Source organism: Agrobacterium salinitolerans, assembly GCF_027498475.1.
Lineage (GTDB): Bacteria > Pseudomonadota > Alphaproteobacteria > Rhizobiales > Rhizobiaceae > Agrobacterium > Agrobacterium salinitolerans.
In genome coordinates, this window is record NZ_JAPZLN010000005.1 from 493,378 (window position 1) to 515,778 (window position 22,401).

Below are 22,401 nucleotides of genomic sequence, written 5' to 3' on the forward strand. Positions count from 1 at the left end.
TGGTCCGTTTTCGGATCTCACGATGTTTCTAGTGACTAGGTATTCTCCGTGACCGTGGCGATGACGGAAAGGCAGTCTCCGGCCTTGATGAGGCCGGGAACGTGGCGTGCGGCAAGCACGCCACTGAGGGAGGCGCGATAATCGACCGGTGCAAGGCCGGTTTTGCCGATCGGATAAACCCGGGCGATTGTCTCACCCGCCGTGACCGCGTCTCCCAGATCGCAGACGAAGACAACGAGCCCGTCGTCTTCAGCAAAGGTGAAGCAGTCGCTGGAGGGCATATCCAGCCAACGGCTTTTTGCGGGAACGGGTGAACCGGCCAAAATGCCCGTGTGGCGCAGCAGATTGACGATGCCTTTTCGCGCGATATCGATCGATTTCGCGCTTGCCGTGCCCGCGCCGCCCAGCTCCGTTGTGACAAAGACCTTGCCCCACTCCTCGACGGTCGTGTCCAGCATGCCAACGGCGTCGATTTCGAGCATCCTCATTGAATAGGGGGCGGCGAAAGCCGCCACCGCTTCAAAACACCGGCCCTCCTGCGTCTTGTCGGGCAATTCGTGAGCCGCCGCATATGGCAGGAAATCAAGTGTCCTGCCGCCGGAATGGAAATCGAGAACGATATCCGCAAGCGGTATCAGATGGCGGGTCACGTAATCGGCGATCTTCTCCGTCACCGTGCCGTCAGGGCGGCCGGGAAAACTGCGATTGAGGTTTCCCCGGTCGATGGGTGAGGTGCGTGTGCCTGCGCGGAAAGCCGGGTAGTTGAGCGCCGGCACGATGATGATACGGCCCTTCACTTCGGCCGGATCGAGCGTGTGGGCGAGTTCGAAGAGTGCTGCCGGTCCCTCATATTCGTCGCCATGGTTTGCGCCGGTCAGAAGCGCCGTTGGCCCTTCGCCATTGGCGATGACGCAGATCGGGATCATCACCGAGCCCCACGCGCTGTCATCGCGGCTGTATGGCAGCCGCAGATGACCGTGTTGCACGCCCTTGGCGTCAAAATCGACGGAGGGCGTGATCGGTGAGGGGCGAAGCGCGGTGCTCAACATCGTCTCAGCCTTTCACGAAGAGTTGCCGCGGCACATTGGAAAGGCATTCGACACCGGTTTCGGTGATCGCAATGCTTTCGGTGATTTCGAGCCCCATGTCTTCAAGCCAGAGGCCGGTCATAAAGTGGAATGTCATGCCGGCCTTCAACTCCGTGCGGTCGCCGGGTCGAAGGCTCATGGTGCGCTCGCCCCAGTCCGGCGGATAGGAAAGCCCGATCGGATAGCCGGTGCGGTTGTCCTTGATGATCCCGTATTTTTTCAGCACGGCGAAAAAGGCATTGGCGATGTCCTCGCAGGTGTTGCCGGGCTTGGCTGCGGAAAGGCCGGCCTCCATGCCCTCAAGCGTTGCTTTTTCCGCATCGAGGAATGCCTGTGTCGGCTTGCCGAGAAAGACCGTGCGTGACAGCGGGCAATGATAACGGCGGTAAGCGCCTGCGATTTCGAAGAAGGTGCCTTCGCCTGATCGCATCGGCTTGTCGTCCCATGTCAAATGCGGCGCGGAGGCGTCGGCACCTGAAGGGAGGAGCGGCACGATGGCTGGATAGTCGCCGCCGAACTCGGCGGTGCCACGAATGCCGGCATCGTATATTTCGGCCACCAGATCGCATTTGCGCATGCCCGGCTCAACGACGTCGACAATACGCTTGTGCATCAGTTCGACGATCTTGCCAGCCTTGCGCATATAGTCGAGTTCGGCCGGGCTTTTCACCGCGCGCTGCCAGTTCACGAGACCAGCGGCGTCCTTGAAACGGGCGTTCGGCAGATGTGTCTGCAGCGATGCAAAGGCGGCTGCCGAGAAATAATAATTGTCCATCTCGACGCCGACCGTCAGGCCGGACCAGCCGCGCTCCTCGATGATCTCAGACAGCAGATCCATCGGGTGCCGTTCGGTCGATTGAACGTAGTGATCGGGGTAGCCGATGATATTGTCGTGGGCGAGATAGGCCGTGCGCTTTGCACCGTTGGCATCCTGCTTGCGGCCGTACCAGATCGGCTCGCCCTCCGGCGGCACCAGCACGCATTGGTGGACGTAGAAGGACCAGCCGTCATAACCGGTCAGCCAATGCATGTTGGACGGGTCAGTGACGACCAGAAGATCGATCCCAGCTTTCTCCATAGCCTTGCGGGTTTTGGACAGGCGCGCGGCATATTCCTCGCGCGTAAAGTTCAGCGTTACGCTCACGCTGCGTCTCCCATTTTTATGGTGTTTTCGATTGTTTGACCGCTCTTGGCTTCCTTTGCGTGGGCAAAGGCCAGATTGGCGATAGCCGTGTCCTGTACGCCGGCGCCGGTCAGATCGGCAAAGGTGATGTCCTTGCCCGATACGCGGCCCTGCACCTTGCCGGCAATGACGTCCCCAAGTTCCGCGAAGTGCTGATCCAACGCGGCACGCCCGGCGGCGATGGCGTGATGCAACTCACCGAGAATACGGGTCTGCGAGACGCGGTCCGCGACATAGCGCGCTCTGGCGAACACGGCCGGATCGATCTCGTTCTTGTGTTCGGCATCCGATCCCATGGCTGTCAGATGCTGGCCTTCTTCCAGCCAGCCGGCAAAGAGGATCGGGCTTTCGGCGGGCGTCGTTGTTACAATGATATCGGCACCCCGCGCGGCAGCCTGCGGATTGGCCACAGCTGCGATCTCGATGCCGTGTTCGCTGGCGAAATCGCCCGCAAGTCTCTCGGCCTTCTGGTGGTCCCGCGCCCATATCCGCGCCGATCTGATCGGGCGCACGAGCATGAGGGCTTCGAGCTGCAAACGCGCCTGCATGCCCGCCCCGAAGATCGCGGCGACGGACGCGTCTTTGCGGGCCAGGTGCCGCGCCGCGACAGCACCTGCCGCGGCGGTCCGCACATCGGTAAGATAGCCGTTGTCGAGGAGAAGGGCCTCCACCAGCCCGGTCCTTGCGCTGAAAAGGATCATGAGACCGTTGAGGCTCGGCAGACCGAGTTTCGGATTGTCGAAGAAACCGGGGCTGACCTTGATGGCGAAACCGTCAAAGCCCGGCACATAGGCTGTCTTCACATCCACTTCGCCGCGAAACTCCGGGATATCGAGCCGCATGATCGGCGGCATGGCGACGGTCTGCGTTGCGAGCGCCGCAAAGGCCCGCTCCACGCAGTCGACCGCCGAGAGATCGAGCTTGATGACACCGCGCAGGTCTTTTTCGGTCAGAATGGTGATGCGGCTCATGCGGCTCCCCCGTCGATGATGGTCTTATGGACCGCCGGGTCGATATTTCCGCCCGATACGATGATGGCGGTCGGACCGCTAATGTCGATCTTGCCGGACAGGATGGCAGCGAAACCAACGGCGCCCGCGCCCTCGACCGTCAAATCTTCTTCGCGTGCCGCATGGCGGATGCCGGCTGCAATCTCGTCTTCGGAAACCAGCACGATCTCATCAAGGAGTTCCCGGCAAAGTGCGAATGTCACGCGGTTCTTCAGTCCAATTCCGCCGCCCAGCGAATCCGCCAGCGTTTCTTCCTCCCGTATTGCGACGGGCCGGCCGGCTGCAACCGACGCATGCATGGCCGCGCCCCGCTCCATGGAAATGCCGATGACCCGTGCCCGTGGCTTCAGCGCCTTGACCGCAACGGCGATGCCGCCCGCAAGGCCGCCGCCGGAAAGAGGAACGAGCACCGTCGCCAGCTCAGGCATGTCTTCGACCGCCTCGAGACCTATCGTGCCCTGGCCGGCCACAACTTCAGCATCATCGAATGGCGGGATTGCGGTAAGACCATGGCTTGCAGTCAGGCGCTCCACCTCCTCTTGCGCGTCATCCTGTGACATGCCGACGATCCGGATTTCCGCACCGAGCGCGCGGATCGCTTCAACCTTGTTCGCCGGTACGAGTGCCGACATGCAGATCGTGGCGGGAATTCCGAGCTTGCTGGCCGCATAGGCCACAGCGCGGCCATGATTGCCGGTCGAGGCGGTGACAAGGCCTCGCCTGCGTGCGTCGTCGTCAAGTGACAGTATGGCGTTCATCGCGCCGCGCAGCTTGAAGGCGCCGATGGGCTGAAGGATTTCAAGCTTGAGATGAACGGGGTGGCCGCAGCGTTCGGACAGGAGGTCCGAGCGGACCAAAGGTGTGCGCTCCACCTGTCCGGCAAGCCGCAATGCTGCCTGCTCTATCGCGGCCAGCGAGACCGGAAGCGGATTTTTATCTGCGGATATGGACAGGTTTGCGCTCTTCATGATTGTCATGTTGTGAGCGAAGTAAAATCATGTCAATTATTATATTGTAATGATTCAATGATTTTCGAGCGACTGCCTCAGCCGATTGAACCGATATCGTAGACCGGCGGCAATTGCTCGAAGGTCTGCCGCACGGTGGTCAAGGCTTTGACGAGGCTTGGGTGATTGAGCCGTCCACCGAGACATATGCGGATGCCGCCGCCATGGCCGGGACCGGCAATGAACGGCTCAGACGGCGTGACCGCGACGTTCTGGTTTGTGAGCGCGCGCACCAGCCCGTCCTCCGTCCAGCGCGGTGGAACCTTCAGCCAGGCGCAGAAGGAGAGGGGGTGGGTCGAGGCGATATGGTCGCCCAATATGTCCGTGGCAATCTTTTGCCGCGCACGCACTTCGGCGCGCTGGACATCCAGCAGCCGCCGTGCGGTGCCGTTTTCGACCCAGCGCGTGGCGATTTCGGCGGTGAGATAGGTTCCGCTCCAGCTCGATACACGCAGGATAGAGGCGGCGCGGATGGAATAGGCAGGCGGCACGACGAGATAGCCGACGCGCAACCCCGTCAGCACCGTCTTGGTAAAGCTGGTGACGAAAAAACCAAGATCAGGCAGCATTTCGGTGATGGATGGCAGATCATCCTCGATGATCGGGCGATAGACTTCGTCCTCAATAACAAAGACGCCGTACCTTTCGGCAATCGCGGCGATCGCCTGTCTGCGTGCAACGCCGGAAACATGTCCCGTGGGATTGTTGAGAGTGGGAATGAGCACCAGCGCCTTGACGCCCCCGGCTGCGCAGGCGGCCTCCAGCGCGTCCGGCACTATACCTTCTTTGTCGGTCGGCAAGCCCTTGAGGCTGAAGCCCAGAATGTTCGACAGGCCGATGATGCCGTGGTCGGTGAGGTTTTCGCACAGAACCACGTCGTTCGAGCGAATGATGCAGCTCAAGGCGAGAAATATGCCATGCGCAGCGCCATTGGTGACGAGAATACGCTCCGCGCCGGCGGTGACACCCATCATTCCAAGCCAGATCCGGGCGGTTTCGCGATGGCTGTCGAGGCCCGCGACCGGACGGCAGGGGCGCATGAAGTCCGAATTGTCACAATCGGCCAGTTCGCGAAGGACGGTGCGCGAGGCGTTTTCATGGTCGTCGAGATAAACGCCGCGGATAATGGAGAGGTCGAGCACCTCGGTCGGGCTGTGATCGAGCATCATGCGTCCAGCACGGTCCGTCACCCGTGTTTTCACGAAGGTGCCGCGGCCGATTTCGCCGCTGAGATAGCCCAGCCGTTCAGCCTCCTTGTAGGAGAGGCTGACGGTCTGGACCGATAGGCCGAGTTCGCGGGCGAGATCGCGGTGGGTCGGCATGCGGTCCATCGGCTTCAGGACGCCGGCGTCGATATCGGCGATGATTCGTTCCGTCAGCGCGGAATGTTTCGTTTCGCCCTTCTGTTTGGCCAGGATCGGCCGCCATGCCGCCGGTCTGGTTGCGGACACCGGATCGGGGTTTGACGAATTGGCTTGACGACGCATGAAATTGTCTCGTTTTTGACGATATTGATTTCATGACATTATGCATGGTTCCGCGAAAAGATGAAGCCTTATGCAACGCCGACGGCAACTGCGCCGCAGAGAGGCGCAGTTGCCGTCGAAATGAGCAGTATTTGCGATTGTTGAACGCCGTGCTGACGATCAGATTTTTTCGCCGGCCCGCACCAGATCATCCATGACGCTGCGGACTGCGGTTTCGGCGATGGCGATGATCTCGTCCACCTCAGCCTTCGTTGTGACGAGCGGCGGTGCAAAGCCCAGGATATCGCCATGCGGCATGGCGCGCGCAATAAGGCCCCCATTGCGTGCCGCCTTCGAAACGCGTGCGCCGACTGTGAGACCGGGGGCAAACCGCGTTTTCTTTTCACGATCCGCCACGAATTCGATGGCGCCCATGAGGCCCACACCGCGCACTTCGCCGACGATTGGAAGCTGGGCGAACTTCGCCTTCAATTGCTCCTGAAAATAGCTGCCGACAGCCCGGGCATTGCCGGGCAGGTCTTCCTTTTCCACGATGTCGAGCACGGCATTTGCCGCCGCCGCGCCGATCGGATGGCCGGAATAGGTGTAGCCGTGGGAGAAGGCGCCGACGCGGTCAGCGCCTTCCTCCATGACCTTGTAGACTTTTTCCCCAACGATGGCGCCGGAAAGCGGGAAATAGGCCGATGTCAGACCCTTGGCGACGGTGATGAGGTCCGGCTCGATGCCGTAATGTTGCGAGCCGAACATGGAGCCTGTGCGGCCGAAGCCGGTAATCACCTCATCGGCAATCAAAAGGACATCGTATTTTTTGAGAACATCCTGTATCGCCGGCCAGTAGCCTTCCGGCGGCGGCGTAATGCCGCCGGTGCCGAGCACCGGCTCGGCAATGAAGGCGCCTATCGTGTCGGGGCCTTCGCGCAGAATGAGTGCTTCCAATTCGTCGGCGCGGCGTTTTGAGAATTCCAGCTCGGTTTCACCGGCTTCTGCGCCCCAGTAATGGTGCGGAGCGCCGGTGTGCAAAATGCCGGCGCGCGGCAGGTCCATGTGGTCGTGATAAAAGCTCATGCCGGTCATGGAGCCGGAAACTACGCTGCAGCCGTGATATCCCCTTTCGCGGGAGATGATTTTCTTCTTCTCCGGTTTGCCGCGCAGGTTGTTGTAATACCAGACGAGCTTAGCCTGGGTCTCGTTGGCGTCCGAGCCAGACATGCCGTAGAACACCTTGCTCATCTTGCCGGGTGCCATCTTCACCAGCCGGTCGGAAAGGATCGCCAGTTCGTCCGTCGTGTGGGCGGCATAGGAATGGTAATAGGCAAGCCGATAGGCCTGACGGGAAATCGCTTCCGCCACCTCGGTGCGGCCATAGCCGACATTGACGCAATAAAGACCGGCAAAGCCATCGATCAACTGCTTGCCGTGGGCGTCCTGAATGCGGATGCCCTTGCCGGTTTCAACGATGGTCGGTTCGCCGAGCTTGCCACTGGCGAAGTCCTTCAGCTGGGTGAATGGGTGCAGAACGGCGTTGCGATCCATTTGCGCGATGTTTTTAATGTCGATGGTCATAGGCGCGTTCCTTTCAGGCAGCCAGATTGCCGAAGCAGACATATTTGGGTTCGAGATATTCCATGAGACCGTGACGCGAACCCTCGCGACCGAGGCCGGATTGTTTCCAGCCGCCGAAGGGTATGGGCGCGCCGGTGAATTTCGGTGTATTGACGGCGACCATGCCGTATTCCAGCTGGTCCGTCAGGCGCATCGCCCGGCCGAGATCGTTGGTGTAGACATAGGCCGCAAGCCCCATCTCCGTGGCATTGGCGCGTCGCACGACCTCCCGCTCGTCATCGAAGGGCAGGATGGCGGCCACCGGCCCGAATGTTTCTTCGCGCGCGATCAGCATGTCGTCGCTCACATCGGCGAGCACGGTGGGGGTGACGAAATTGCCGCCGAGCGGGCTGTCCTGTCCGCCGCAGACGAGACGTGCACCGGCAGAAAGCGCTTGCGCGATCTGCTGACGGCACTTTTCGGCGACGGACGGCCGGGTCATTGGCCCAATGTCGATCCCCGGTTCAAGGCCGTGGCCAACGGTCAGTCTGGAGGTCGCCTCGGCGAACCGCTCAATAAAACGGTCATAAAGCTCGCGCTGAACATAGATGCGGTTTGCCGCAAGGCAGTCCTGTCCGGATGTGGCGAATTTGGCGGCGAGGCAACCTTTCACGGTCTGGGAAAGGTCCGCATCGGCAAAGGCAATAAAGGGGGCATGGCCGCCAAGTTCAAGCGAGGCTTTTTTGATGGTCGCCGCCGATTGCGTGAGGAGTAGCCGTCCCACCTCGGTCGAACCGGTAAAGGAAAACGCCCGAACCTCAGCATGTTCCAGCAGGCGGCGCGCAAGCGGCGCGGCTTCCCCCGGCAAAACCTGCAACACACCGGCCGGCATGCCCGCCTCCTGTGCCAGTTTTGCCAGGGCCAGTGCCGAAAGCGGTGTTTCAGGCGCCGGTTTGACGATCATCGTGCAGCCGGCGCCAAGGGCGGCGCCCGCCTTGCGGGCGATCATGGCTGATGGGAAATTCCAGGGTGTGATGGCAGCCGTGACCCCTATCGGCTGCATCCGTACGGAGAGGTTGCCGCCTTTGAGATGACTTGGAATTGTCTCCCCGTAGGATCTTTCGCCTTCGCTTGCAAACCAGTCGAGAAAGGCTGCTGCATAGGAAATTTCACCGAGCGATTCCGAAAGCGGCTTTCCCTGTTCGGCGCTGATGATAACAGCGAGATCGCGGGCATTGTCATGCATCAGCCGGCCCCATGTCCGAAGGATGTCGCCGCGTTCGACGGGCAGCATGTCCCGCCACCGGAGGAATGCTCTGCCTGCGGTTTCGACCGCCGCGTCCACGTCGTTCAGGGAGCAGGAAGAGACATCGAGCAGATGATCTCCGCTTGCCGGATCGACAACGCCCAGCGTCTCCTTACGCGCCACCCATTGCCCATCCAGAAAGGCACGATGCTCGACCAGCTCCGGTCGGTGAAGGTTTTTAAGCGCTGCGCTGGCGATAGCTTCCATCGGCAAGATCCCTTTTCATTTGCCAGAAGCTTAACTGCGCTGCATGATTGATTGACGGCGTTTAAGCGTGCCTTTACGCAGGAATTATGCTTAGTTTTTTATTCCGATGCAGGAATCCCGCATGACCCAGATAGATCGAGCCGACCGGGCGCTGCTTGACGCCGTGCAGAAGAACAATCGCCTGACCTCGGAAGAGCTGGCCAAAATCGTCAATCTGTCGCCAACCGCGTGCCAGCGCCGGTTGAAGCGTCTGCGTGATGAGGGGGTGATCGAAGCCGATGTGGCTGTCGTTTCGCCCAAAGCCGTCGGGCGCGGCATTACCATGATCGTTCTCGTCTCGCTGGAGCGAGAAAGGGCCGATATTGTCGACCGTTTCAAAGCCGCCATTCGCGCCACGCGGGAGGTGATGATCGGTTATTATGTGACGGGCGATGCCGATTTCATCCTGGTAATCACGGCAAAGGACATGGAGGACTACGAGGCCTTCACCCGCCGGTTTTTTTACGAGAACCACGATATCAAAGGGTTCAAGACGATGGTCGTCATGGACCGCGTCAAGGCCGGCTTCGCCTTTCCAATCGACCCATGACTGAACGGAAGGGGCTCCCGGTGTCAGACCAGGGCCAGAATACGGGCTGGGCCGCCCGTTCCGCCGCGGTGTGCCGGCGCGCCGACGATTATGGTCGCTCCCTTGACCGGCAGAGCCTCGAGGTTGTTCAGCCCTTCGATACCGTAGCGTCCTGCTGGCAGCCAGGAATTGTGAACCGCGAAATCTGCGGAGTTGCCCGGATCCAGAGAAAGTGTGTCGACGCCAATGGCGACCGTGTCGAGCTTGAGCAGAAGGTCGGTCGCCGATTTGCCGAAACCGGGGAAGGCGAATTTTCCGGCGTCGTCATTGCGGAATGAGGGGCTCTTCACTTTGGTTGCCCATCCGGAGCGTAAAGCCACGATTGCACCTGTCGGGATGTCGCCATTCGCAGATATCCAGCGCTCGATGTCTTCGGCTTCAATGGTGGAATTGGCATCCTCTTTGGCGCGGTCGGTGATGTCGACGATGACAAGCGGCGCGACAAGTTTCTGCGGCTCCAGTTGGTCGACGCTCGCGCCATCGGCGCTGAAGTGGAAAGGCGCATCGATATGGGTGCCGGTATGTTCGTAGATGGTGAGTTTGTGCAGCTGATAGCCATCCTTGGCGATCTCCGCTGCCCACTCGTATTCTATGCCCGGTTTGCCATCGAATGTAGGAAATGTGGAATCATAGGTATGGGTGAGATCAACGACCTGCCGGGGCGATTGCGCCAGCACCGGCGCCGCCAGACTGCCCGCCGTCATGGCCGTCAAACCGGCCGCGGCGCCCTTGAACAGTAGGCGCCGTGACAGCATGTTCTTTTTTACGTCCTCGATCACGCAGTTGTTGCACATGCCTCAGTCCCTCCATTGAGAAATCCCTGTTCCCAAGCGTAGCGCAAAGGTGGGGTGACGCAAGGCGGGACATCCCCTGATTTTTGACCCGTGCTCACGTGGCGGTTTCGGCAAGCCGCCGGCCGTCAGGTGGCCGCAGGCAAACGCGTTGCCTGCGGCCCCGAAAAGGCAGAGGGATCAATCACGACGCTGCAACAAGGCCAGAGCGACCGTGGATGCGGCCAGTATTGCGGTCAGCGCCAGCGGCGCAGTGGCGCCGTAGGAATCGACGATATAGCCGCCGAAGACCGCACCGATACTGATGGCCACCTGAAAGGAAACGACCATCAGGCTGCCTGCTGCTTCCAGCGCATCGGGTGCACCGCGGGAAAGATTGGTCGGCAGCACCACGGGCGCCATGCCGAAGGCAAGGCCCCAAAGCGCGACGAGCGCGAATGCGGCGCCGCTGTGAACACCCCAGACAACGAGGGCAATCGTCGCAAATGCCATCAGGGCGGCGGTAACGATGAGTGCGAGGCGGATGCTGGTGTCAGCCATCCGGCCCCCCAGCACATTGCCGATCACGGAAGCAACGCCAAAGCCGAGCAGGGCGAGGGCAATCGGCGTGGTGTCAAGCAGCGTCACCTGTTCGAGGAAGGGACGCACATAGACCGAGCCGGCAAAATGCCCTGTCATCAGCAACAGGATTGCCAGCATCCCCAGTTGAACGCTGCGCCGCCGCGTCAGCCGGAAAACATCGGAAAGACTGTTGCTCGTACTTGCCGGCAGCGATGGCAGGCTGAATATCTGCAGCAGCATGGCAATGATGGCAAGCCCCGCCGTCATCGACATGGCTACGCGCCATCCCACCCAGTCGCTGATCAAGGCGCCCATGGAGGGAGCCGCAATGGTGGCGAGCGAAACGCCGAGGGTGACGATAGCCATGCCGCGCCCGGTCGAATTTGCGCCGACGAGCCGTGCCACGACCGCAACCGAAAGCGCCCAGAAACCGCTGAGCGCAATCCCCAGCCCGGCCCGGCCCAGCAGCAATAGCCAGAAATCGGCAGCAACCGATGCGAGAATGTTGGAGCCGATCGCCAGCGCACTAAGACCGACAAGCACGGTCTTGCGGTTCAGTTTGCCGATGAGAACATTGCTCAGCAAAGCCGTCACGGCGCCCACGGAAGCTGTCGCCGTCACAACCTGTCCGGCTGTACCTTCGGTAATGCCGAGATCGCGCGCCATGGGCGTCAACAATCCCGCTGGCAGGAACTCGGCCGAAACCAGCGCAAAACTGGTGGCCGCCATCGAAAGAACCGCGAACCAGGTCGCAGCTGTCCATGCGGGTTCTTTTGTGGCCTCCAGGGCAATTGTTGACCCATCAAAATCTGATGTCGTGTCCGTCATGGTCTCTCTCCTTGAGTTGAGAGAGTTTTAGACGAATTTTTTCGGATGATATGTATCTAAAAATCCGAATTTCATGCCTATTCCTCCGAATTTTGTGCGTTGCACAACGTTGGCAGGCAGTGCGTACGAGATATTGGCGCCCGCGCACCTTCTAGAAACAAGGCGTCCGGTCTCGACATGCTTCGCCCTTGCAACGGAGACAGGGCCAGCGGAGCTTTCTTGCCCGACTGCAAACCATTCCGGGCCGGCAACTTTTCAAACAGTCATCCGTTTATCCATCCATGAACGATGCTGACGCAAATCCTGAACAAGTCGATGCGCCGGCCAAAAGGGTGCAGAGAACGTTCATGCCAATGACGCACCGGATGATCCACTCCCGCCGGAGGAAATAGGGCCCGCCTCGGGCTTGACGCCGCAGCAGACCGAAGAGCTTCGCAAGCGATATCTTCTGAAGCGGTTCCTGATCAGCGCGCGGGGTTTCTGGAGCCGCCATGGGGATGGGCTTGCGTGGCCGTTCTCCATCGGGCTTCTGGCGATGATCGGCGTTAATGTCGGTTTCCAATATGGCATCAACGTGTGGAATCGGGGGATTTTCGACGCGATTGAAGAACGGGATGCGTCGACGGTCTACTTTCTCGCTTCCATATTCCCGCCGCTGGTTCTTGGAAGCGTTTTTATTGTGACCTCGCAGGTCTACGTCCGAATGCGCATTCAACGGCGCTGGCGGTCGTGGCTGACCAAGGTGCTGGTCTCCCGATGGATCGCAAATGGCCGCTATTACCAGCTCAACCTGATCGACGGCGACCATCAAAATCCGGAGGCGCGGCTGTCGGAAGATTTGCGGATCGCCACCGAAGCGCCCGTGGATTTCGTGGCGGGCGTCATTGCCGCCTAGGATGATGCAGACGGTGATCGATGAATTGCCCGACGCCACCATCATCAGCGTGGCGCATCGTGCCGAACTGGAGGCCTTCCATAGCCGGAAGATAACCTTGGAGCGACGCGAAGGCGGCGCAAAGCTGGTCAGCGACATCCACCTCATTCCCCATAAAGTCCGATCCGCTCCCTGCTTCGCGCATGGTCAAGCGCAGGTAAGTCGCTGCGGCTGTCGGGAAGCCTTGCGGGCATACAACCTGCGGCATTCTAAGGTGAAGGAATTTCGCCCTTTCCGGTGTTCCCGCCTTGTCCGGCGTCACCCGTAAGAACGGTAGACGGCAATTCGGCGACGTCATAAAATGGCTGACAGAGGAGGCAACGATATACTCTTGGGAGGAGACCAATGCCTATCTTCATGGACCGGCACGAGCTTGCCGGCGTTTCGGCTGCGGATATCGCCGCAGCACATCTTAAAGATCTTAACATCCAGGATCGGTACGGCGTCAGGTTCTTGACCTACTGGTTCGATGAAAGGCGCGGTACGGCCTTTTGCCTTATGGACGCTCCGGACGCCGAAACCGCGCAGTGCGTGCATCGGGAAGCGCACGGGTTCGTCGCCAGCGAGGTGGTGGAAGTCGCCCTGTCGGCCGTGGAAGCGTTTCTCGGGCGAATACAGGATCCGGTGGCGCCTGGGGCCGCCTCGAGAAATATGGACCCCGGCCACCGCGCGATCCTTTTCACGGACATTGTCGGTTCAACCGAAATGACGGCCCGCCTCGGGGATCGCATGGCGGCGGAACTTATCCGGGCACACGATGCCCTCGTGCGCGGTTGTCTGGGGCGGCGCTCGGGGCGGGAAGTCAAGCACACCGGCGATGGCATAATGGCCGTGTTCTCCTCCACGCCATTCGCCGTGGATTGCGCCATCGATATCCAACGCGAGTTCCATCGCTACAACAGCGACAGGGGCGAGCCCATTCACATCCGTATCGGTCTGGATTGCGGGGAGCCTGTCGAGGACAGCAATGATTTCTTCGGGACTACAGTGCAATTGGCGGCAAGGCTTTGTGCCGCCGCCGGGAGCGACCAGATCCTGATATCGGACAAGACTTTTCAGGAATATGGCGGCGCCGATGTCCTCGTGCACGGCGATCGTTACAGGCTGAAAGGTTTTGCCGAGCCGGTCCTCGCCTATAGTTGCGAGTGGCTGCACTAGCTACGCTTGTGCAGCCACTGAAGGGGCAGAGGTCGCCCGATTTATTCGGCCGTCGCCTGAATGTCGACCTTGTCGAGAAGACCCATCGGATTGTCGGAGGCGGCAACCAGATCGAAAATGCCGAGGCCGTTTGCGCCGGTGGATTTGACCGTGACCGTCAGGGTCCCGGGTTTGCTGATGAACTGCACGAGCGCTTCCACGGCGTTTTGCAGCTTGGGCTGTTCAGCGGCCACCTGCGGCAGCATCATGCTCGCCACCAGAGTCAGAGTGGCGCGTACCTGATCTTCCGTCATGTCGTTCCGCAGGGCATAAAGCTTGATCGCCTTCGCCATCAAACCTTCGTCCTTGATCGTGAGCTTCACTTCGCGGCCGGCAAGCCCGAAGAGCGCCGCCTGCGCGCGATTGACGTCGAAGGAGAAGAACTCTTCGGTAAAGCCGCTTACCAGACCGGCAAAATTGACGCTGCCGAAGTCCTTGCTGCTTAGCGAGATGTCGCGGATCACCAGATTGCTGTTCGGTTCGTCCCAGCCGGCCGCAAGGCCATAAGAGAAGGCGAGCGTTTCAAGACCCAGTTTGCGGGCTTCGACGAAAACTTCCTCCTGCGAGTCCGCGGGGATCGGAAGCGTGAGTTCGTCCTGCCTGATCTCGATATCGGTGGGGATGCCGTTGAAGGGCTTGGTCAGCCCCATCTCGAAATTCTTGAGTGAGAACTTGATACGCTCAGGCGTTCCCGTCGTTTCTTCCTCCGGCTTTTCCGGCGCGGCCATGTCGACGTTGATGCCGCCGACGCGCACCCGGCCAAGTTCCGGTATCAGGCGGTTAAACTGAAAGGTCTCGATCTGCGTCTCGTCGAGCGCGATGATCTCGGAAATTCCCTTGATCGTCGAACTCCAGTCAAAGCCCTTGAGGCTTGCTTCCGCGACTTCGATCTTGCCATCGTCGTCGCCGATCGACATGCCATTCAAGCCGAAGTCGAGCTTGCGGCTGTCCATCTGCATGTCGATACGGTCGATGGCGGCTTTGACCCTTTTGCCAGCCGCCCCTTGCTGTTCATCCGGTGCGTCGACCTTGAAGCCGATGAGCTGCATGTCGCTTTTGCCGACCATGTCGAGAATTGAGACGACCTTTGAGAAAAGCGCCTGGCGCGCTTCCGGTGAAAGCTCGTCAGGATTTTGGGTCGTTGTCAGTACTTTCAGGGTCTCCAGTAGCGGCTCGGCTGGCATCCGGGCGGTAAAGCCGTCGCTGCGGATTTCATCGTAGCTGAAATGACCGTCTCCGTCAGAAAAGGAGACAGCCTTGACGGAGAGCGGCCCGTAGAGCGGCTTCGCTTCCTTGTCGTCCGGGCCGGCCTTTTCCGTATAGAGCCGGGCGAGATAAGCGACATCGATGTTCTCGCCGGCGATTGCGCCGGTCGACACGACCATATGCTTGCCTTTCATCGCGCCTTCGCTGTCGGGAAGCTGCATCTTGATGTCGTAGCTGCCATTGTCGATAGAGTATCGGGCAATGCGGCCGCCGGTGATCTCAGAGAAAACAAGGTTCCTGTAAACGGTCTTCTGCTCGGTGGTGGCGACGGACTGGGTAAACGTCACCTCCGGCGTGGAGATGTTTGTCGCCGCGAAGCGCTCGATGCGCTGGGGCAAAGAGTTGCCGTTTTCTTCAGCTTGTGCCGGCTTTTCGAATGCGGCATTCTCGACGCGGGCCTGCGCCATCGAAATCTTTCCGGTCGGCACATCGATATCGATGGTCTTCATATCAAGCGCGCCGTCCAGAAACGGAAGTTTCGGACGTCCGTCGATAGCCGCGATCTTGATATTCTTGCCATCTTCAAGCGGCAACGTCAGATCGCGAACATGAATTTTTCCGAGAAAATCGACCTCGATGGAAGTGGCCGTCGCACCGCTGCGGGCAACAAGTTCTTTCACCTTTGCTTCGTAGAAGGTCTTGCCGCCGATGACGCCTGCGGCAGCAACGGCAATAATTGCAACCGCCGCCCAAAGCGCCTTGCCTCGACCCTTGCCGGTCTGGATGGTTTCCTGTTCCACGAAGTGAGTCCTCTCTAACGAACTGATATTCTGGGCCTTTTAAGCACGCAAAAGTTGCTTAGCAAGGGGCCGTGCTGTCTGAATCTTGGCGTGAAATGTTTCGACGCGGATGATGTGTTTCCGCACCCGTACCCCATCGGCTTGAAGCTATCTCCAGAACATGAGCGCCATACCGGCAACGACAAGGGCGGCGCCGGCCCATGCGCCGGGCGCCGGCATTTCCCGTGTTCTCAGCCAAAGAAGCGGCAGGATAATCACCGGCGTCGTCGCCGACAGTGTCGAGACGATGCCGACCTTGCCGCCGGAAAGGGCAAAGAGAAGCAGCGTCATGCCGAAAGCCAGGGCGATGATGCCCGTGAACGCTGTCTGCAGGAACAGGCTTCTGGTCATCGGGCCTCTGGGCCTGACAGCTCCGATGGGCAGCATGGTCAACGCGGTGAGGCAAAGGGCGGCCACCCCGACACGCAGCATGGAAGCGGCAAGAGGATCGATCCCGGTCGCCATCACGGGCCGTGCGATGAGTGAGCCGACCGCCTGGCTGAGCGCCGCCAGAAGGCCGAAGAGCACGCCAAGCCACAGAGGCCCCTTAACGCTCTCCCATTCATGCAGCTGGGCCTTACGTTTGCCGAAGAGGATTGCCAGCAGCACGCCGCTGAGTGTCAGGCCTATGCCGGCAATGGCCCTTGTGGGAAGCTGCTCGCCAAGCACCACCCATGCCAGCAGCGCGGCGATCGGGGCATTCAGCGCAAACAGGATTCCCGAACGGCGCGGCCCCAGCCGGTTTAGGCAGGTGAAGAGCAGCGTGTCGCCAACAAAAATGCCGATGAAGCCGGATAGGAGAAGCGACGACAGTGCTTCGGGCTGAAGCTCCCGCCAGGAGCCTGACGCGAGCACATAGACCCCGAGCAGAGCGGCGACAAAAAGCTGCCGCGTCCTGTTGAAGGCGAGCGCGCCAAGCCGCCCCGCCGGACCCGCGGCAAGAAGCCCGGTTATCGCCCAGCACGTCGCGGCGCCCACGGCAGCCAGTTCATAGATCGGCATATTTTCCCCGTCGATTCACAGCCTGCTTCCGGCTGCGGACACTATCCCTGTCTGCACCCATCGCAGATTCCGGGGTTGCCCGCCATACCATAAGCATCGCCATCAACGGCATGAACCCGCATATGCCCGCGCCGCGCCAGCCGGCACGGTCGCTACGCCACAGATGCGCCGCACTCGCTCAGCCGCCACTACTCGATGTCGGTGTGCACCGGCATCAAGACCGCGAAGCGGCAGTTCATACACCGTGCGTCACGCGCCATTGATGATATTGCAGATGCCCTCGCGGATGACGTTCTTGTCCGCGATCTGTCCTGCCTGAATGTTGAAGACAGCATCAATCCGCACCGCGGCGCCCTTTTGCCGGGCCACGACCCGCAGCGTCTGAATTCTGCCGCTGCCGCTGGTCTCCTGGTGCGCATCGATGGAAGACAGCGCCTTGTTGATCTGGATGCCTGAAAAACCTTCCGCCGCCACGGCCTGAGCCAGCTTTTGAAGCACGGCAGGCGCTTTCGCCTTCGGCAGTTCCTGCCAGGACTTGTAAGAGACGGCCGTCACCATCGGTACGCCTGAGACAGTGAAGTTCTTCTCGCAGGATGCGGCGAGGGCAGGGCTTGAGAAGGCGATCAGGCCAAGAGCTGCTATGACATATTTCATTTCGGATAATCCAATCGTGGGTAAGGGCTGAAAACTGCCGGCCGCATCAGAATGTCGACCGTTTTCCTCTGTAGGTGGACGGAGGCGGAAGAGCCTCATGGGCCTGAGCCAGCGTTTCAAGCCATGTCGCCAGGCCAGCGGGAACCTCCTCGTTGCCCGCTTCCAGCGCCTCAATCCATGAAAGTTCGCATTGCAGCGCGGACGCAATATTGATGGGCGTCCAGCGGATCACCCGCAGGCATTGATTAAAGCGTTCTGGTGACATGATGATTTGATGTTTTCCCCGTCTTTTCCCGGCGAAGCTCACTCAGGCGGCAGCGAGAGTCAATCTTTTTCTGCAACTTTTGATGGCCCGTTTCCGGCGCTCTAGTTGCATTCGCTGCCCGTTGCCGAACGCAAAGGCGCTTGAAGGGGGAAAGGCCCCGTTACGCAAATGAAACGGCCGGGAGACGCATCGGCATTTCATCCCAAGGACCATTCCTCGCGATAAAGCTTAGTTAACTTGCTAAGTTTTCCTTGCCCCGTCACGATGAAGCATGATAGTTAGCAATATGACTAAGCATCATCAGGAACTTTCACTGATCTTCCAGGCTCTGGCCGATCCGACGCGACGGGCGATCCTTGCGCGCCTCGGCGGCGGGCCGGCACCGGTCATGGAGTTGTCCACACCCACGGGGCTGCGTCTGCCCACGGTGATGCGGCATCTTTCCGTGCTGGAGGAGGCGGGGCTGATCATCACCTCCAAGGATGGGCGGGTGCGCACCTGCGCCATCGTGCCTGAAGCGCTGGAGCCGGTAAGCACATGGCTCGATGAGCAGCGGGCCGTGTGGGAGAGCCGGCTTGACCGGCTGGAGGCATTTGCAATGCAGGCCATGAAGGAGGATTCAGAATGACAACGAAATTAGGTCAAAAAAGCGCACACGCTGAACCGCATCAGCCGCAAGACCGTTTTGCGACGCTCAGCTTCGAACGGGAAATCGCCGTTCCGCTATCGGCTCTCTGGCAGGTCTGGCTGTCACCCGCCGCTCGGGCGGTGTGGGCCTCTCCCTCGCCGTCGGTCACAGTGGAATTCCTGGAGGCGGACAGCCGGCTGGGCGGTCGCGAAGTGTCGCTCTGCAAGGTCGCCGGCCAGCCGGATATTCGCTCTGAGTGCGGCTGGCTGGAGCTGCAGCCAACCTGCCGCAGCGTGAATTACGAGGTGGTTTCATCCGGCGGCGTAACGCAATCGGCAGCGCTGGTGACCGCCGATTTTCAGGCTGCGGAAGAGCGTAGCCGCTTGACCGTAACGGTGCAGCTTTCCTCGCTGGCCGAGGACATGCGCGATGGCTATCAACAAGGTTTCAGCGCCGGTCTCAACAATCTGGCCAGCGTGGCCGGGCGAACCATGGTCCTGGAACGAGTGATAAAGGCGCCGCGCAACATCGTCTGGAAAACCTGGATGAACGAGAAGACGCTACCGCAATGGTGGGGCCCTGAAGGGTTTTCCTGCCGCACGAAGAGAATTGACCTGCGAACCGGCGGGGAATGGGTCTTTGACATGATCGGCCCTGACGGCACAGTGTTCCCGAACCATCATCGCTATGTCGAGATCCGGCCCGAAGAGCGGCTTGCCTATACGCTACTGTGGGGCGAAAACGGACCGAAACATGCAGACGCCTGGGCCTCCTTCGAAGATCAGGATGGCGGGACAAAAGTTGTGCTGGGCATGGTGTTCAGCACGGAAGCTGAGTTCCAGCAAGCGAAGGGTTTCGGCGCCGTGGAGCTGGGTCAGCAAACGCTGGGCAAACTGGAACGCCTTGCCAAGGCGCTATAGATGCGCCGTGCCGTCAGCTCCATGTGCAGAGGTCTCGATACGGGCTCCTGTCCAGACCGGCAATTATTCTTCAAAGCCGCTCTGCGCGTGCGAGATCGTCTTGCAGGTCCCGCCATCCTTTTCGCCAACTATGCGCTTGTCACGAATGACTGAACCATTGAGTGCTCTGGTACTTTTTGATCCATGTTCAATCGGCGATCCCCGCAGGAAACAATGCAGTCCATTCGAATTCGATGTCTGATTGCTGAACCACCTTTGGGTATTTGCGTTTATTGGTATCTAAAATCTGCCACCTGCTTGAAAAAACTCGATATAGTTGCATTGATGCTACTTAATGTCTTTAAATTGAGTCGGAGAGCGTGATGGATTCGGTAACTCAAGCGTTGATGGAAGAGTTCGCAACCGCGAATAGCTTAGTGGATTTACCTAAGGATAAAAAGTTTGAATATTTTGCAGCATACTGTTTAGTATCATCACGATATAATGAAGAATTTGACGTTCAGGATCTGATTGCCGGTGATGGAGCTGATTTAAATGTGGATGCATTTGCTGTAAAAGTGAATGGAAGATTAGCTGATGACGCAGATTTTATAAAAGATGTTATTGATCTAAATGGCTATCTCGATGTCGAGTTTATAATTGTTCAAGCCAAGACCTCCAGCAACTTTGATGGTGCGGCAATTATCGCATTGGGTGATAACTTAGCAAAGCAGGTATTTGCTGATGTACAAACTATGCCTGTGAATGAAGATGTTAAGCGGTTGATCGAAATAAAAGACGCCATTTTTCATAACGCTTCAAAACTAAAAGAAAACCCTGTTTGCCGCGTTTATTACGCCTGTACTGGAAATTGGAATGAGGACCAGTATCTAGTGGAAGCGCTAAAGGCGAAGCGTAATGATCTTATTAATACAAATCTTTTTTCGGAGGTTTATTTTGAGCCTGTAGGTGCAAGGTCCCTACAGAAGATGTTTCGTGAAACTAGAACAAGTATAGCGAAGGAAATAACGTTCGAGAAACTTGTCACGCTGCCGAGTATAAACGGTGTTACCGCTTCATACCTTGGGGTTTTGCCTCATGGTGAGTTCTTGAAGCTCATTTCTGATGACGGCGGTGAGTTAATAAAGTCCGTGTTTGTTGACAATGTTCGCGATTTTCAGGGAGTGAATGAAGTAAACAAGGATATCGCTAAAACTATTACGGATGGGATGTTTGATCAGTTCGTTCTCAGAAATAATGGAATTACAATTGTAGCACGAAGTATAAAGGTGACGTCTAGTAAGTTTACTTTAGTTGACTATCAGATTGTTAATGGATGCCAAACAAGCCATGTATTATTCGCCAATAAGAATGCTATTAAGGACGAATTATTTGTACCGGTTAAATTAATTCATACGGAGAATGAGGAGGTCTCACAGAGTGTAATTAAGTCGACTAACAAACAGACTCCCGTCGAAGAAAATGATCTCTTGGCATTAACGCAGTTTCAACGCGATCTGGAGGATTTCTACAATGGCCAGCCTGATGACTATCGCTTATTTTATGAGCGACGCGCTAAGCAGTATGCCGGACAGGCAGGTATCGAGAAGGGGCGGATAACGACGGTAGGTAGCCAACTAAAAAGCTTCTCGTCGATGTTTTTGGACTATCCCCACCAAGCGTCTCGATATCAGGGGACGCTGTTGAAAACAGTAAATAAGCAGGTATTTCAAGCAAACCATAAGCCTGAGCCGTACTTTACTGCTGCTTTGGGTCTTTATCGCTTCGAAACTTTTGGGCGAAGGCTTTCTCCAAGCGATCGAACCCTTGCGTCCTTCCGGTACTATGTGCTCATGGCGTTCAGATATCGTTATGAGCCCAGCGATTTTCTCGGAGCCGGCAACAAGAAAGTTGCAAATTACTGCGCTCCTTTAATTAAGATTCTTTCCAATGTTGATGAAGCTAAATTGGCTTTTGACGAAGCATGTGCCATCGTTCTAAAAGCTCTCGATAATTTAAATCTACAACTAGAGAGGGATAATGCAAAATCTCGTTCACTTGTTGATGAGGTTAAGAAAGTGGCCAGGGATGGCAATCCGGTAGTGAAGCAAGACGATGCCGGAAGTCTATTCTAATGGTAATTTAGCAGATTTTTTCTACGCTAACAGGCGGTTATACCTATAATTTTGACGATATAGAAGAGGTATACTTTACATACTGCCTCTATAAATGGTCTAGCTATTTTAGCATGCGTTTAGGTCTGACCGTCAGATTTTTTTCGATCATGTTGACTTTTTTGCTTCTAGTTCGTCCCCGGCCCGTTTACCTGACTTATAATGCTTCCGTTCCGCTATGAACCGGGAGACATTCCGGTTTTGCGCTGAGCCAGCGCCGATTGTGAGAGAAAGACGTCGCTCTCATATTTCGGGGTCTGACAGGTAAAGTCCTCTGGCCGCGACCGGAGGAGAGATGGAATCTGGTTTGTGGTGGGCCTCTCTATTTCTCCGAAACGCATTGGCTGAAGGATACACTCTGACAGGCATAAACCGCTGAAGCGGGGCACTGATAAGTGTCTTTATTTTCCACAGGTGGCAATTTTCAGTGCCCCGTTGCAATGCCCATTGAGCTGAAAGGCTGATGGAAAAAGAGATGAAGCTCACAACACGGTCGCAGCTGCGTCGCGTGATAGGAAAGGTGTGTTCAAATGGGTCTCTATGAAATGTACGTCCTTGCTACTCGTGCAGATACTGCCCTGATGAGGAGAAGGCTGACACGATCTCTTTATGCCAGGGCAAAGCTTCGAAATCGGAAGCTCAAGAAGCAATATTTATGCAACCAGAAGGAGAGTTTTGATTCGATGGTAGATATGAAGAGGGCAGGCCAGTTGCGACCCGGGCGACTTCCATAAACATATATTTACATAATAACCAACGCATAACATATAAAATATATGCGCTGGTGGATTGTATATTTTTGACTAAAGGCGGGTGAGAATCTGCGAGCAAAACTGATTGTAGTGACCGGCAATTTGCGGATTGCGGGCTAATTACGCGTAAATATATGAGTTTTATGTTGAATTTGCTGATCTGGATGGAGAATTGTTATGCACGGAAACTATATGACCGGGATGGATTTGGAT

Annotated in this window: 18 protein-coding genes and 1 pseudogene; 6 read left to right on the forward strand and 13 right to left on the reverse strand. The window is 57.9% G+C overall.

Features of this window, described 5'->3' with window-relative positions; genetic code table 11:
* Positions 1–35: 35 nt before the first annotated feature.
* The 7 genes from doeB to O9X91_RS19890 form a co-directional block, all read right to left on the reverse strand.
* Positions 36–1,049, reverse strand: a complete 1,014-nt coding sequence (gene doeB, locus O9X91_RS19860) for a N(2)-acetyl-L-2,4-diaminobutanoate deacetylase DoeB (RefSeq protein WP_269833876.1) — start codon at positions 1,047–1,049, stop codon at positions 36–38.
* A 4-nt stretch (positions 1,050–1,053) separates the two neighbouring features.
* Positions 1,054–2,232 (reverse strand): ectoine hydrolase DoeA, encoded by a 1,179-nt coding sequence (gene doeA, locus O9X91_RS19865; protein WP_269824373.1) that lies wholly within the window; start codon positions 2,230–2,232, stop codon positions 1,054–1,056.
* A complete protein-coding gene (eutC, locus tag O9X91_RS19870; protein WP_269833875.1) occupies positions 2,229–3,242 on the reverse strand; it encodes an ectoine utilization protein EutC in 1,014 nt (337 codons plus the stop codon). Before eutC ends, doeA begins: the two co-directional genes overlap by 4 nt.
* Positions 3,239–4,258: a hydroxyectoine utilization dehydratase EutB gene (eutB, locus tag O9X91_RS19875; protein WP_269833874.1), complete on the reverse strand. Its 1,020-nt coding sequence runs from the start codon at positions 4,256–4,258 to the stop codon at positions 3,239–3,241. The genes eutC and eutB overlap by 4 nt, the downstream gene beginning before the upstream one ends.
* A 68-nt stretch (positions 4,259–4,326) precedes the next feature.
* Entirely contained in the window at positions 4,327–5,775 is a 1,449-nt protein-coding gene (gene ehuR, locus O9X91_RS19880) for a MocR-like ectoine utilization transcription factor EhuR (protein WP_269833873.1), read from the reverse strand.
* A gap of 159 nt (positions 5,776–5,934) precedes the next feature.
* Positions 5,935–7,338 carry an aspartate aminotransferase family protein gene (locus tag O9X91_RS19885; protein ID WP_077983964.1) on the reverse strand — a complete coding sequence of 468 codons (1,404 nt, stop codon included), beginning with the start codon at positions 7,336–7,338 and terminating at the stop codon, positions 5,935–5,937.
* Between the two features lie 13 nt (positions 7,339–7,351).
* Positions 7,352–8,830: an NAD-dependent succinate-semialdehyde dehydrogenase gene (locus tag O9X91_RS19890; RefSeq protein ID WP_142913803.1), complete on the reverse strand. Its 1,479-nt coding sequence runs from the start codon at positions 8,828–8,830 to the stop codon at positions 7,352–7,354.
* A gap of 121 nt (positions 8,831–8,951) precedes the next feature.
* On the opposite strand from O9X91_RS19890, the gene O9X91_RS19895 reads away from it, so the two are divergent.
* Entirely contained in the window at positions 8,952–9,419 is a 468-nt protein-coding gene (locus tag O9X91_RS19895; protein WP_077983963.1) for an Lrp/AsnC family transcriptional regulator, read from the forward strand.
* Positions 9,420–9,442: 23 nt separating this feature from the next.
* Here the strand turns inward: O9X91_RS19895 and O9X91_RS19900 are convergent, their stop codons facing one another.
* Together O9X91_RS19900 and O9X91_RS19905 are read right to left on the reverse strand one after the other, a co-directional pair.
* Positions 9,443–10,252: a cyclase family protein gene (locus tag O9X91_RS19900; protein WP_142913802.1), complete on the reverse strand. Its 810-nt coding sequence runs from the start codon at positions 10,250–10,252 to the stop codon at positions 9,443–9,445.
* 177 nt (positions 10,253–10,429) lie between these two features.
* Positions 10,430–11,638: an MFS transporter gene (locus O9X91_RS19905; RefSeq protein ID WP_269824036.1), complete on the reverse strand. Its 1,209-nt coding sequence runs from the start codon at positions 11,636–11,638 to the stop codon at positions 10,430–10,432.
* Positions 11,639–11,919: 281 nt separating this feature from the next.
* Here O9X91_RS19905 and O9X91_RS19910 point away from each other — a divergent pair.
* Both O9X91_RS19910 and O9X91_RS19915 read left to right on the forward strand, forming a co-directional pair.
* Positions 11,920–12,530, forward strand: a pseudogene (locus tag O9X91_RS19910) (ABC transporter ATP-binding protein/permease); the annotation flags it as partial.
* Positions 12,531–12,917: 387 nt separating this feature from the next.
* On the forward strand, positions 12,918–13,730 hold the full coding sequence (locus O9X91_RS19915; protein WP_137412124.1) for a nickel-binding protein: 813 nt from the start codon (positions 12,918–12,920) through the stop codon (positions 13,728–13,730).
* A 41-nt stretch (positions 13,731–13,771) separates the two neighbouring features.
* On the opposite strand, the gene O9X91_RS19920 is transcribed toward O9X91_RS19915, so the two are convergent.
* The 4 genes from O9X91_RS19920 to O9X91_RS19935 all read right to left on the reverse strand — a co-directional run bounded on the left by O9X91_RS19920 (position 13,772) and on the right by O9X91_RS19935 (position 17,735).
* Complete coding sequence (locus O9X91_RS19920) at positions 13,772–15,775, reverse strand: hypothetical protein (protein ID WP_142914309.1); 2,004 nt, start codon at positions 15,773–15,775, stop codon at positions 13,772–13,774.
* Positions 15,776–15,922: 147 nt separating this feature from the next.
* Positions 15,923–16,816, reverse strand: coding sequence for a DMT family transporter (locus O9X91_RS19925; protein ID WP_269833946.1), 894 nt, complete (start codon positions 16,814–16,816; stop codon positions 15,923–15,925).
* 249 nt (positions 16,817–17,065) lie between these two features.
* On the reverse strand, positions 17,066–17,470 hold the full coding sequence (locus tag O9X91_RS19930) for a hypothetical protein (protein ID WP_003505769.1): 405 nt from the start codon (positions 17,468–17,470) through the stop codon (positions 17,066–17,068).
* A gap of 46 nt (positions 17,471–17,516) precedes the next feature.
* Positions 17,517–17,735: a hypothetical protein gene (locus O9X91_RS19935; RefSeq protein WP_003505772.1), complete on the reverse strand. Its 219-nt coding sequence runs from the start codon at positions 17,733–17,735 to the stop codon at positions 17,517–17,519.
* 286 nt (positions 17,736–18,021) lie between these two features.
* Between O9X91_RS19935 and O9X91_RS19940 the strand changes: the two genes are divergently transcribed.
* The 3 genes from O9X91_RS19940 (at position 18,022) to O9X91_RS19950 (ending at position 21,397) form a co-directional block, all read left to right on the forward strand.
* On the forward strand, positions 18,022–18,363 hold the full coding sequence (locus O9X91_RS19940) for an ArsR/SmtB family transcription factor (protein WP_162520635.1): 342 nt from the start codon (positions 18,022–18,024) through the stop codon (positions 18,361–18,363).
* A complete protein-coding gene (locus tag O9X91_RS19945) occupies positions 18,360–19,283 on the forward strand; it encodes an SRPBCC family protein (protein ID WP_269833947.1) in 924 nt (307 codons plus the stop codon). The genes O9X91_RS19940 and O9X91_RS19945 overlap by 4 nt, the downstream gene beginning before the upstream one ends.
* 362 nt (positions 19,284–19,645) lie before the next feature.
* Positions 19,646–21,397: an AIPR family protein gene (locus O9X91_RS19950; RefSeq protein ID WP_269834367.1), complete on the forward strand. Its 1,752-nt coding sequence runs from the start codon at positions 19,646–19,648 to the stop codon at positions 21,395–21,397.
* Positions 21,398–22,401: the final 1,004 nt, after the last annotated feature.

What these genes read in the sequence shown, in the direction of transcription:
- doeB (WP_269833876.1), bottom strand. Translation starts at nt 1,049, where the DNA reads ATGTTGAGCACCGCGCTTCGCCCCTCACCGATCACGCCCTCCGTCGAT.
- eutC (WP_269833875.1), bottom strand. Translation starts at nt 3,242, where the DNA reads ATGAGCCGCATCACCATTCTGACCGAAAAAGACCTGCGCGGTGTCATC.
- eutB (WP_269833874.1), bottom strand. Translation starts at nt 4,258, where the DNA reads ATGACAATCATGAAGAGCGCAAACCTGTCCATATCCGCAGATAAAAAT.
- ehuR (WP_269833873.1), bottom strand. Translation starts at nt 5,775, where the DNA reads ATGCGTCGTCAAGCCAATTCGTCAAACCCCGATCCGGTGTCCGCAACC.
- O9X91_RS19885 (WP_077983964.1), bottom strand. Translation starts at nt 7,338, where the DNA reads ATGACCATCGACATTAAAAACATCGCGCAAATGGATCGCAACGCCGTT.
- O9X91_RS19890 (WP_142913803.1), bottom strand. Translation starts at nt 8,830, where the DNA reads ATGGAAGCTATCGCCAGCGCAGCGCTTAAAAACCTTCACCGACCGGAG.
- O9X91_RS19895 (WP_077983963.1), top strand. Translation starts at nt 8,952, where the DNA reads ATGACCCAGATAGATCGAGCCGACCGGGCGCTGCTTGACGCCGTGCAG.
- O9X91_RS19900 (WP_142913802.1), bottom strand. Translation starts at nt 10,252, where the DNA reads ATGTGCAACAACTGCGTGATCGAGGACGTAAAAAAGAACATGCTGTCA.
- O9X91_RS19905 (WP_269824036.1), bottom strand. Translation starts at nt 11,638, where the DNA reads ATGACGGACACGACATCAGATTTTGATGGGTCAACAATTGCCCTGGAG.
- O9X91_RS19915 (WP_137412124.1), top strand. Translation starts at nt 12,918, where the DNA reads ATGCCTATCTTCATGGACCGGCACGAGCTTGCCGGCGTTTCGGCTGCG.
- O9X91_RS19925 (WP_269833946.1), bottom strand. Translation starts at nt 16,816, where the DNA reads ATGCCGATCTATGAACTGGCTGCCGTGGGCGCCGCGACGTGCTGGGCG.
- O9X91_RS19930 (WP_003505769.1), bottom strand. Translation starts at nt 17,470, where the DNA reads ATGAAATATGTCATAGCAGCTCTTGGCCTGATCGCCTTCTCAAGCCCT.
- O9X91_RS19935 (WP_003505772.1), bottom strand. Translation starts at nt 17,735, where the DNA reads ATGTCACCAGAACGCTTTAATCAATGCCTGCGGGTGATCCGCTGGACG.
- O9X91_RS19940 (WP_162520635.1), top strand. Translation starts at nt 18,022, where the DNA reads ATGACTAAGCATCATCAGGAACTTTCACTGATCTTCCAGGCTCTGGCC.
- O9X91_RS19945 (WP_269833947.1), top strand. Translation starts at nt 18,360, where the DNA reads ATGACAACGAAATTAGGTCAAAAAAGCGCACACGCTGAACCGCATCAG.
- O9X91_RS19950 (WP_269834367.1), top strand. Translation starts at nt 19,646, where the DNA reads ATGGATTCGGTAACTCAAGCGTTGATGGAAGAGTTCGCAACCGCGAAT.